This window comes from Chitinimonas sp., assembly GCF_036568685.1.
Lineage (GTDB): Bacteria > Pseudomonadota > Gammaproteobacteria > Burkholderiales > Chitinimonadaceae > Chitinimonas.
Genome location: NZ_DATCSC010000017.1, coordinates 21,496 through 32,394, shown reverse-complemented (window position 1 = coordinate 32,394; position 10,899 = coordinate 21,496). Strand labels below are relative to the sequence as shown.

The window sequence follows — 10,899 nt, the reverse complement described above, 5'->3', positions numbered from 1 at the left end:
GACCCACGCCTTCCCATCTCGAACAGGACCGTGAAACGAGGCCGCGCCGATGATAGTGCGGACTACCCGTGTGAAAGTAGGTCACCGCCAGGCTCCCCTTAAAACACCTCGATCAGCAATGATCGGGGTGTTTTGCTTTGCTCGGACCGAACGCACAACGCCCAAGGCGGCACCCCAAAGACGACGGCAACACCCAGAACCTGGCCCCGCGGCTCTGCCGCGGGGCTTTGTGGCGTTTGGAGCCGATCTGAGTGCGCGTCAACGCCAGTATGGATTTAGATCAGCGGCAGCTCGGCAGTTTGCTGAGCGAGTTCCATCGGTGCTATCCCGGCATACAGCTTGACCTCACCCCGAACAACAAGCACGTGGACCTGCTGGAAGAAGGCTTTGATCTGGCGCTGTGGACTGCCCTGCAGCGCAATGATGAGTGCCTGGTGGCCCGTACCCTCATAGGCCGGATGCCCAGCGTGCTGGCTGCCTCCCCAGACTACCTTGCCGAGCGGGGCGTGCCGCAGCACCAGGCCGATCTGGCCGGTCACAACTGTCTGCACTACAGCGCCGGCAGCTCGGGCCGGCGGCCTGGGCACTGGGGCCGCGCTGCCGCGCCCTACGACTGCCATGTGGCATGGCTCGCTCAGTACCAAAACAATATCGTGCCAATTGAGGTGGCCGGGAGGGCCTGGGCATCATTCTGCAGCCTAGCGTGATGCCGCTGGACGGCTTGTAGGAGGGGCGCCTGGCGGAACTGCTGCCAGCATGGGAGATGCGAGGCATAGCGCGCTATGCGCTTTAACCTTCGCGGTGTTTTCTGGCGCAGAAGGTGAAACTACTGATCGACTTCTGGAAACGCGGCTGTAGCAGCAATCCAGGCCTGCCTGAGAGAGGTAGGCGTAGGCTCGACGACCTGGGCAGGACAAAGAAAAAGCCCCGACCGGAGTCGGGGCTTTTTACTGTTCGTGGCGGAAAGGGGGGGATTCGAACCCCCGATAGGCTATTAACCTATACACGCTTTCCAGGCGTGCGACTTAAACCACTCATCCACCTTTCCGCGAAGCCGCGCATTATGCCGTAACTCATTTGGCAGTGCAATCGACTTTCGTGCAGGCCAGTTTCTACTGGCGTACGGGCAGGCTGCTGACCTTGGCGTGCAGGCCGCATTCCTTGCTGTCCGGGTTCTCCCACCACCAGCGGCCGGCGCGTACGTCTTCGCCGACGGCGATGGCGCGGGTGCAGGGGGCGCAGCCTATGCTCGGGTAGTGGCGGTCGTGCAGGGCGTTGTAGGGCACCTCGAAAGCCTTGATATAGGCCCAGATTTCCTTCTCGCTCCACTCCAGGAGTGGGTTGAACTTGGTCAGGCCATTGCCGGTGTCCCATTCCTGCTCGGTCATGTCAGTGCGAGTACTCGATTGCTCACGGCGCAAGCCGGTGACCCAGGCGGTCTTGCCGGCCAAGGCGCGCGTCAAGGGCTCGAGCTTGCGGATGCGGCAGCACTCCTTGCGGTTGTCGATGCTGTCGTAGAAGGCATTGATGCCGCGCTCATTCACGTAGCCTTCCACCGACTCCGCACGCGGGAAGTAGACCTTGATGGGGATGGTCGGGTAACGCTCGCGACTCTGCCCCATCAAGTCATAGGTCTCGGCCGGCAGGCGGCCGGTATCGAGGCTGAAAATCTCGATGCCGACCTGGTGGCGGGCGATCAGGTCGGTGAGCACCATGTCCTCGGCGCCGAAGGAGTTGGCGAACACTGCCGGGCTGTGTTCGCCGGCGATGCGCCGCAAGATGGCCAGCGTGTGGTCCAGCTTGGCTTGCAGCTCGGGGGCAAGGGGAGAGGTCATGGCTCGGGGCTCCATGGCGGTACGGCAGCAGGCTGTGGCCATGTTGCCGGAAGAGTGGGAAGCGGCCGTCCTGGCTCCACAGTAAAGGTCGGGAAGCGGGAACAAGGACGGGCAAGATAGCCTTCAATGCTAGTGCGATCCGCAAATAATCATAAAAGACTGTTATGTTAAGATTTTATAAAGCTCGGTTATTTCAAATACATCGTCAGGGTGGGACATGAAGCTGCAACAACTGCGTTACCTCGTCGAAGTCGCCAAGCAAGGCCTTAATGTCTCGGATGCTGCCGAGGCCCTGCATACCTCTCAGCCAGGGATCTCCAAGCAGATCCGCCTCCTGGAGGATGAATTGGGGGTGCAGGTCTTCGTTCGCAATGGCAAACGGGTGGTGGACGTGACCGCACCTGGCAAGGAGATACTGAAGATCTCCGAGCGCATCCTGCGCGAGGCCAAGAACCTCAAGCGGGTGGCCGAAGAGTTCGTCAACGAGCGCGAAGGCAGCCTGGTGGTGGCGACCACCCATACCCAGGCCCGCTACGCCTTGCCGCCCACTATCCATGACTTCATGCAGCGCTACCCGGGCGTCAAGTTGTCGATCAAGCAAGGCAGCCCCACCCAGATCTGCGAATTCGTGATGGATGGGTCGGCCGATATCGCCATCGCCACCGAAGGTATCGACCAGTTCCCCGAGCTCGCCATGCTCGACTGCTATAGCTGGAACCGCAGCATCGTCGTGCCGGACAACCATCCGCTCCTGGACATCAAGGGCAAGGTGAAGATCGAAGATGTCGCCAAGTACCCCATCATCACCTACGACTTCGCCTTTACCGGCCGCTCCAAGATCAACCGCGCCTTCGAGGTTGCCGGCCTGACCCCCAATGTGGTGCTGACCGCGATCGATACCGACGTGATCAAGACCTATGTCGGTTTGGGCTTGGGTATTGGCATTGTGGCCAGCATGGCTTTCGACGTGAAGCGCGATATCGGCTTGTTCGCCATCGACGCCTCGCATCTGTTCGAACCCTCGACCACCCATATCGGCATCCGCCGCGACGCCTACCTGCGCGGCTATACCTATGCCTTTATCGAGCGCTTTGCGCCGCACCTGACCCACGCCGTGGTCGACGCCGGGCTTAACAATCGTGGTGAAGATTAAGGGTGCAAAGTCGCGCTTTGCGATATAACATACCAATTAGAATGTTTATTGTGAGCGAAGGGGGAGGCGATGAAAAAGATGCTGCTGTTGGGCTGCCTGCTGCTGGCGGCGTGCGATATCCGTATCGATAACGATGAAAAAAGCGGTGACGTCAAAAACATCCATGTCTCCATAGGCAGCCTGGGTGGCCTCAAGGGCAATGGCAAGCAGGCGAGCGAGACGCGCACACTGAAGGCCGTGAAGGAGCTCGACGTCTCCGGCGCGCTGACCGTGCTGGTGAGCATAGGCAGCACGCCCAGTCTGAGCGTGAGTGGCGACGAGAACCTGCTGCCTTATGTAGTCACCGAGCAGCAGGGCGAGCGGCTGGTGATTCATACCCAGCGCCAGCTGTCTCCGCGTGAGCCGATCAAGGTAACGGTGGTAATGCCGGCGCTGAGCTACCTCAAGCACACCGGCTCGGGCCGCTTGGAGGTGGCGGGCCTCGCGGGCGGCGACCTGCAACTGGAGGCGACCGGCTCTGGCGAGACCCAGATCGGTGGCAAGGTTGCCTCTCTGTCGGCCCGGCTGGTTGGCTCGGGTGACGTGACCGGCCAGCAGCTGGTAGCCGACAGCATGGACGTTGAGGTACTGGGTTCGGGCGATGTGCGCCTGGGCAAGATCGAGACCGGTAGCCTGCGAGCCAGTATCAAGGGCTCGGGCAGCGTGGCCGCCGAAGGGACGACCCGCGAGTTGAAGGGCAGCGTGATGGGCTCGGGCGACCTGCATTTCAAGGAACTGCAGGCGCGTACTGCCGAGCTGGAGATCATGGGCTCGGGTGATATCAGCGCCTACGCCAGCGAGTCGGTCAAGGCCGACGCCAAAGGCTCGGGCGATATCGTGGTCTACGGCAAGCCACCCCGCCAGGCCTTTAGTGGCAAGCACGTCAGCCTGGCTGAGAACTGATCGCCCACACTGAACACGAACAAGCCGGCCCTAGTGCCGGCTTTTTTGTGCCTGTACGCCACAAACACACCACGCGGCTTGCAAAGTGGCAAATTGCACCTATAACATACCGATAAGAATGTTTAATAGAGAGATGTGTATCATGCGATCAGCAATCTGCCTGGCCCTGTGTCTGCCCCTGGTGGCCTGTACCGTCTATGTAGATGGCGAAGGCAAAGAGCAGGATGGCGAAAAACTGCATATTTCCATCTCCGGCTTTGGCGGGGTAAAGGGCAACGGCAAGCTGGTCTCCCAGACTCGCGCTATCAGCGCAGTCAAGACGGTGGAGCTCGACTCCTCGGTCGACCTCAGCATTGAGCTGGCGGCCGGTACTACGCCCAGCCTGGTGGTGGAGGCCGACGAGAATTTGCAGTCCATGGTGCAGACCGTGATGGAAGGCGACCGGCTGGTGATACGCAGCAAGGGTTCCTTCTCCACCCGCAACCCCATGCATGCCACGCTCAAACTCCCCAGCCTGGAGCGGGCGATCAACCGTAGCTCGGGTGACATGACCTTGCGTGGCCTCGATGCCGAACGCTTTGTGTTTGATGCCAGCGGCCCGGGTGATGTGCACCTGAGCGGCAAGGCCAAGCGGCTGGAGGTGGCAGTCAGTGGCTCGGGCGATCTGGCCCTGGAAGGGTTGGACTCTGAGCATCTGCAAGTGCGTATGTCCGGACCGGGTAATGTGAGCGGTACTGGCCGCGTTGCCGGCGTGGATGCCCAACTGTCCGGTTCGGGCGACCTCAAGCTCAGCAACCTGAGCGGGCCGGCCGAGGTGCGCCTGGATGGCCCCGGCGGTGCGGAGCTGACTGGCAAGGTTGCCAGCCTGCAAGCCTGGGTGGGGGGCAGTGGCGGGGTGACGGTGCAAGGTCTCGATGGTGGGACCGTCAGCGTGGAAGGCCACGGCCCGGGTGACGTACAGCTGATGGGGCGCGCCAGCAGCCTCAAACTCGCCTTGAGCGGCAGCGGCGATCTGGAGGCGGGCAGCCTTAGCGTGGCGGATGTAGAGGCCAGCATGAGCGGGCCGGGCAATGCCAGCCTGGGTAGTGTGCAGGCGGAACGTTTCAAGGCCCGCCTGTCGGGTTCGGGTGATCTGTCGGCCAGCGGCAAGGCTAAAACGCTGGATATCGAGGTATCCGGCCCCGGCAACGCCAGTCTGGCCGGCCTGGTGGCGCAGGATGCCCAGTTGCAGAGCTCAGGCTCGGGCGATATCGAGGCAGCGGTGATGGCCAACCTCAAGGCGCACACCAGTGGCCCAGGCGAGATCCAGGTACACGGCAAGCCGACCGTACGCGAGCTGCAAGGCAAGGGCATCCAGATTCAGGGTTAAGACCCTGCTTACAGCAAAAGGCCCACCAGATGGTGGGCCTTGGCATTGGGCGCGGCGTGTTGGGCTAGGAGGCGGGTGTGGGTTTTTCCTGCCAACGCGCCAGGAATTCCGGCATTTTCTCGGCCGGTAGCGGTGGCGCAACCAGAAAGCCCTGCATCTCGTCGCAACCCATCTGCTCCAGGAAGTCGAGCTGGCCGTCGGTTTCCACCCCTTCGGCGATCACCTTGAGCCGCAGGTTCTTGGCCAAGCTCACCACGGCACCGGCAATGGCAGCATCGTCCGGGTCGTTGAGGATGTCGATGACAAAGGAACGGTCGACCTTGAGTTTATCGAGCGGGAATCGCTTGAGGTAGGACAGCGAAGAATAGCCGGTGCCAAAGTCGTCGATGGCCAGCCGCACACCCATGCGCTTGAGCGCATTGAGGGTGAGGATGGCCTCGTTGACGTCGTCCATCAGGGTGCTCTCGGTCACCTCCAGCTCCAGCCATTGCGCGGCCAGCCCGGCGCTGCTCAGGGCCTCGGCGGCGACCAGCTCAAGCTGCTCGGCAAACTGGCGGGCGGAGACGTTGACCGCCACCGGTGCATGCAAGAGGCCCTCGTCCTGCCAGGCCTTGTTCTGCCGGCAGGCCTCCTTCATGGCCCACTGGCCCATGGGCACGATCAGGCCGGACTCTTCGGCCGCTGGGATAAAGCGGTTGGGCGGCACCAGACCAAGCTCGGGATGGCGCCAGCGCATCAGCGCCTCCGTACCGATCACCTGACGGGTCTTGAGGTCAATCTGCGGCTGGTAGTAGAGCAGCAGGTCACCGTTGACCAGTGCCTGGCGCAGATGGCTGTCCAGCAGCAGGAATTCGGCACTGCGCTGGTTCATGTCCTGAGTGAAGAAACGGAAGGTATTGCGACCAGCCCTCTTGGCGGCCTGCATGGCCGTCTCGGCATGCTGGATCAGAAGTTCACGCTCGCTGCCATCGTCCGGGTAGACCGCGATGCCTATGCTGCCGGTGGTGGTGAGATCCTGCCCGGTCATGCGGTGTGGTTCGGACAGCGCCTCCTGCAGCCGGCCTGCCAGAGTGGCGGCCTGGTCAGGGGTGTCGATCTCCGGCATCAGCAGTACGAACTGGTCGGCGCCGTAACGGCTGACTGTCATGTCGGCGGCGGTCTGCTCACGCAGGCGCTGCGCCACAGTCCTTAACAACTGGTCACCCTGGTGGTTGCCGAGTGCGTCGTTGATCGCCTTGAAGCGGTCCAGATCGACGAACAGCAGGGCCATGCGGTTTCCCACCCGCTCGGCGCGCGACATGGCCTGCGCAATACGGTCGGACAAGAGCGCCCGGTTGGGCAGGCTGGTCAGCGCGTCGTAGTAGACCAGCCGCTCCAGCTGCTGCTCAAAGCGCTGCCGCTCGGTCAGGTCGGTAAAGATGGCGAGGTAGTGCTCTACCGCGTCGTGCGCGTCCAGCACGCGCACCACCGTCTGCCAGGTGGAGAGCAACCTGCCGTTGCGGCAGCGGTAGGTCACTTCGCCCTGCCAGGTGTGGTCATACTCCAGCGCATGCCAGATGTCAGCGTAGGGGTCGTGGCTGTCCGGGCCGAGCGAGAGCAAGGTCTGCGGGAACTGGCCGGCCACCTCGTCGGCGTCAAAGCCGGTGAGTTCGCTGAAGGCCGGGTTGACCAGCCGTATGCGCTGGTCCGCGCCGAGCACCATCAAGCCTTCGGTGGTGTGCTCGAACATCATCATGGCCAGCCGGGCACGCTCCTCGGTGTGTACCTGTTCGGTCACGTCCTCTAGCAGTACGGTGACGCCGACGATATGGCCGCTGGGCTGGTTCAGGGGTTCGATACGCACGTCGAAGCAACGCTCGCCACGGGCCTTGGTCGGCCGCCAGGCGCGGAACTGCGCGCTGGCCCCACCCAAGGCCTGGGTCAAAGCCGGCAGAATGGTGTTCTCAAAGCCTACGGCATCGAACACGCTGCTGGCGTGCCCACCCAGCAGGTGCTGGCGGTCAGTGGCGCTATAGCGGCAGGTGGCGTCGTTGACGAACCGGCAGGCCAGATCGGCGTCGAACACCAGCACCGGGTCGTCGGCATTACGCAGCAGGGCGTTGAGCAGGAGTTGGGCGTTGGCGTCGACCAGCATAGGGTCTGAATCTAAGTGTTTGCTGTTATGCACTTTAGCCGATTCTGGCCCCAGCGTCCTTTCTGCCATGCCTTTGCAGCCCGACGGGCGCTACAATCATCGGCTCACCGAGGGGATCTCATGGTCGTTACCTATCCGAACAGTCCTTACCGCCTGCACCAGCCCTTTCCACCTGCCGGCGACCAGCCGGTGGCGATCGCCCAGTTGGTGGAGGGGCTGGACGACGGTCTGCGTTTCCAGACCCTGCTCGGGGTGACCGGTTCGGGCAAGACCTACACCATGGCCAATGTGATCGCCCAGACTGGGCGGCCAGCCATCGTGATGGCGCCCAACAAGACCCTGGCGGCGCAGCTCTATGCCGAGTTCCGCGAGTTCTTTCCAGAGAACGCGGTGGAATACTTCGTCTCCTACTACGACTACTACCAGCCCGAAGCCTATGTGCCGAGCCGCGATCTGTTTATCGAGAAGGATTCGCAGATCAACGAGCATATCGAGCAGATGCGGCTCAGCGCGACCAAGGCCCTCTTGGAGCGGCCGGATTGCGTGATCGTGGCGACGGTAAGCGCGATCTACGGTATCGGTGACCCGTCCGACTATCACAAGATGATCCTGCACGTGCGCGAGGGCGAGAAGATGCCCCAGCCCGAGCTCGTCACCCGGCTGGTACAGATGCAGTACGAGCGCAACGAGATCGACTTTTCGCGCGGTACCTTCCGGGTGCGTGGCGACGTGATCGATGTCTTCCCGGCCGAAAATGCCGACCTCGCCGTGCGCATCAGCATGTTCGACGACGAGATCGAGCAGATCCAGCTGTTCGACCCGCTGACCGGCCATATCAAGCAGCGGGTGGGCCGGTTTACAGTTTTCCCCTCCAGCCACTATGTGACGCCGCGCGCAACCGTGCTGCGGGCCATGGAGACCATCAAGGACGAGCTGCGTGACCGCCTGGAGTTCTACCACCGCGAGCACAAGCTGGTGGAAGCTCAGCGCTTGGAACAGCGCACCAAGTTCGACCTGGAAATGCTGCAGGAGATGGGCTTTTGCAAGGGTATCGAGAACTACTCGCGGCACTTCTCCGGCAAGCCGGCAGGGTCGCCACCGCCTACACTGCTCGACTACCTGCCCAAGGGCAGCCTGATGTTCCTGGACGAATCGCACGTGATGATCGGCCAGGTCGGCGCCATGTACAAAGGCGACCGCTCGCGTAAGGAAAACCTGGTCGACTACGGTTTCCGCCTACCCAGCGCGCTCGATAACCGGCCGCTGAAGTTCGAGGAATTCGAGCACATCATGCCGCAGACGGTGTTTGTCTCGGCCACCCCGGCAACCTACGAGGCACAGCACCAGGGCAAGGTGGTGGAGCAGTTGGTACGGCCCACCGGCCTTGTCGACCCGGTCATCCAGGTCCGTCCCGTGGCGACTCAGGTCGACGACCTGATGAGCGAGATCAAGAAGCGCATTGCGGTCGAGGAGCGGGTGCTGGTCACCACGTTGACCAAGCGCATGTCGGAACAACTGACCGACTACCTCAACGAGCACGGCATCAAGGTGCGCTACCTGCACTCGGACGTGGATACGGTGGAGCGCGTAGAAATCCTGCGTGATCTGCGCTTGGGCGAATTCGATGTGCTGGTCGGCATCAACCTTTTGCGTGAGGGTCTCGATATCCCCGAGGTCTCGCTGGTGGCAATCCTGGATGCCGACAAGGAAGGCTTTCTGCGTAGCGAGCGCTCGTTGATCCAGACCATAGGTCGGGCGGCACGTAACCTCAACGGCATGGCCATCCTCTACGGCGACAAGATCACCGAATCCATGCGCAAGGCCATCGACGAGACCGAGCGGCGGCGTGCCAAGCAGATAGCCTTCAACGAGGCCAACGGCATTACCCCGCGCGGTGTGGTCAAGCGCATCAAGGACATCATCGACGGCGTCTACAATGCCGACGACGCCCGGGCCGAGCGCGCCGAGCGCAAACAGCAGCTGCTGCTCGAGGATATGGACGAGAAGACCTTGGCCAAGCAGCTCAAGGCGATCGAGAAGGCCATGATGGAAGCGGCCAAGAACCTCGAATTCGAAAAGGCCGCCGAGCTGCGCGACCAGTTGCACAAGCTGCGCGAGCGGGTCTTCGGCGCACCTTGAGGCAAGCTCAGGACCCAGGTGCTACGCGGGCGGCGAAGACCCAGTCGGTGTAGTGCTGGCGGCCGCGAAAGCTGGCGTCCTCGGGCTCGAACAGGTCCTGCTTGATGGGTGTGATGGGCGAGCGGCTGGCTACGGCCATGATGCCACCGTCCGGGTGGCGCAAGAGCTGCCAGTTAGCTTCGCCGGTGATGGGATCGGGGTACAGCTTGCGCAGATGGCGGCGCGGCTCGGGGAAGCGGGTGTCGAGCAGCAATGCTTCCAGATTGGGTGGGTAGCGGCGCTGGCCGGGTGGCTTGGCCAGGTAGTAGCTGCCCAACGCCTCGCGGTAGGCCGCACCCACAAACAGCAGCTCCTGCTCGGCCTGTCGACGTTGGGCGATGCTGCCCAGGAGTACGCTGGCGCTGGCTGTAAAACCCAGGGTGGCGAGGAGGATTAGGAGGGCGAGGTAGCTGAAGCCGGTTTGGGGGCGGGGGTGTTTCATAGCGCGCTAAATAGTCGGCCGTCGGTGGTGCTGCCTTCGGCGCTGCTGTGCAGGTCGTAGATGCCTTCGCCGCGTGCGGGTTCGGCGGTCACTAGCGTCCAGCGGTCGTTGCGTTCCAGGACCGGGTCGAGGGGTAGGCTGCGCAGGTAGCGTTTGTCGACCAGTTCGTCGAGGCTGGCCGGGTAGCGGCCGGTGTCGGCAAAGAATTTGTCGATGGCGCTGCGCACGGTCTGCAGGTTCTCCTCCAGCACCGTCTCCTTGGCTTTGTCCAGGCTATGGAAGTAGCGCGGTACGGCCAGGGTGAGCAGTACCGAGACGATGGCGAGCACCACCAGCAGTTCGATCAGGGTAAAGCCTTTACCAGCTACGGTACGGTAGGCCATTGAGCCCCACTCCTTCCGCGCGGCTATATACGTCGTAGATATCCTCACCCTCGCGCGGGTCGTCTGCCGGGCTGGCGTAGCTGCGCTTGCCCCAGCAGCGCTCCAATTCCTCTGCACTTGCTGCGGGGCACCAGGGGTCGGCGGGAATGCGCCGCAGAAAGTAGAGTTTGCCGCCCTTGGGGTCGAGCTGGTCGGTCACGCCGTCCACCAGCTCGGCCAGGGTGGCGGGGTAGCCGCTGGCACCCTGGGTGTGGGCGATGCGGCCGGTCTCGTAGGCGCGCTTGTAGCTGTCGAGTGCGCCGCGGATCTCACGTAGTGCCAGGCGCAGTTCCTGCTCGCGGGTGCGTTGCATGGCCACCTGGGCCGGTGGGATGGTCAAGGTGGCCAGGACTGCGAGGATGGCGAGCGTGATCATCAGCTCGATGAGCGTGAAGCCTTGGTTGCCATGCCGCCTGGCGGTCAT

At 62.6% G+C, this 10,899-nt stretch carries 10 protein-coding genes, 1 tRNA gene and 1 rRNA gene; 6 read left to right on the top strand and 6 right to left on the bottom strand.

Features of this window, described 5'->3' with window-relative positions; translation table 11 throughout:
• Together rrf and VIM95_RS02960 are read left to right on the top strand one after the other, a co-directional pair.
• Positions 1-93 (top strand): 5S ribosomal RNA (gene rrf, locus VIM95_RS23440); the annotation flags it as partial.
• Positions 94-251: 158 nt separating this feature from the next.
• Entirely contained in the window at positions 252-707 is a 456-nt protein-coding gene (locus tag VIM95_RS02960; RefSeq protein ID WP_331982839.1) for a LysR substrate-binding domain-containing protein, read from the top strand.
• Between the two features lie 250 nt (positions 708-957).
• Here VIM95_RS02960 and VIM95_RS02955 read toward each other — a convergent pair.
• Positions 958-1,048: transfer RNA gene (locus VIM95_RS02955), tRNA-Ser, on the bottom strand.
• 64 nt (positions 1,049-1,112) lie between these two features.
• On the bottom strand, positions 1,113-1,835 hold the full coding sequence (locus VIM95_RS02950; protein WP_331982837.1) for a phosphoadenylyl-sulfate reductase: 723 nt from the start codon (positions 1,833-1,835) through the stop codon (positions 1,113-1,115).
• Positions 1,836-2,052: 217 nt separating this feature from the next.
• On the opposite strand from VIM95_RS02950, the gene cysB reads away from it, so the two are divergent.
• The 3 genes from cysB (at position 2,053) to VIM95_RS02935 (ending at position 5,299) form a co-directional block, all read left to right on the top strand.
• The gene (cysB, locus tag VIM95_RS02945; RefSeq protein ID WP_331982835.1) at positions 2,053-2,988 is read left to right on the top strand and encodes an HTH-type transcriptional regulator CysB; all 936 of its coding nucleotides are present in this window, start codon (positions 2,053-2,055) and stop codon (positions 2,986-2,988) included.
• A gap of 69 nt (positions 2,989-3,057) precedes the next feature.
• Positions 3,058-3,930, top strand: coding sequence for a head GIN domain-containing protein (locus VIM95_RS02940; RefSeq protein WP_331982833.1), 873 nt, complete (start codon positions 3,058-3,060; stop codon positions 3,928-3,930).
• 142 nt (positions 3,931-4,072) lie between these two features.
• Positions 4,073-5,299: a GIN domain-containing protein gene (locus VIM95_RS02935; protein ID WP_331982831.1), complete on the top strand. Its 1,227-nt coding sequence runs from the start codon at positions 4,073-4,075 to the stop codon at positions 5,297-5,299.
• A gap of 64 nt (positions 5,300-5,363) precedes the next feature.
• Here the strand turns inward: VIM95_RS02935 and VIM95_RS02930 are convergent, their stop codons facing one another.
• Positions 5,364-7,433: a putative bifunctional diguanylate cyclase/phosphodiesterase gene (locus VIM95_RS02930; protein WP_331982829.1), complete on the bottom strand. Its 2,070-nt coding sequence runs from the start codon at positions 7,431-7,433 to the stop codon at positions 5,364-5,366.
• A gap of 120 nt (positions 7,434-7,553) precedes the next feature.
• Between VIM95_RS02930 and uvrB the strand changes: the two genes are divergently transcribed.
• Positions 7,554-9,572: an excinuclease ABC subunit UvrB gene (gene uvrB, locus VIM95_RS02925; RefSeq protein WP_331982827.1), complete on the top strand. Its 2,019-nt coding sequence runs from the start codon at positions 7,554-7,556 to the stop codon at positions 9,570-9,572.
• A 7-nt stretch (positions 9,573-9,579) separates the two neighbouring features.
• Here the strand turns inward: uvrB and VIM95_RS02920 are convergent, their stop codons facing one another.
• Genes VIM95_RS02920 through VIM95_RS02910 form a run of 3 tightly spaced genes read right to left on the bottom strand, consistent with a single transcriptional unit; the run spans position 9,580 to position 10,899 of the window.
• Positions 9,580-10,053, bottom strand: a complete 474-nt coding sequence (locus VIM95_RS02920; protein WP_331982825.1) for a type II secretion system protein — start codon at positions 10,051-10,053, stop codon at positions 9,580-9,582.
• Positions 10,050-10,436 carry a prepilin-type N-terminal cleavage/methylation domain-containing protein gene (locus VIM95_RS02915; RefSeq protein ID WP_331982823.1) on the bottom strand — a complete coding sequence of 129 codons (387 nt, stop codon included), beginning with the start codon at positions 10,434-10,436 and terminating at the stop codon, positions 10,050-10,052. Before VIM95_RS02915 ends, VIM95_RS02920 begins: the two co-directional genes overlap by 4 nt.
• Positions 10,411-10,899, bottom strand: a complete 489-nt coding sequence (locus tag VIM95_RS02910) for a type II secretion system protein (RefSeq protein ID WP_331982821.1) — start codon at positions 10,897-10,899, stop codon at positions 10,411-10,413. Before VIM95_RS02910 ends, VIM95_RS02915 begins: the two co-directional genes overlap by 26 nt.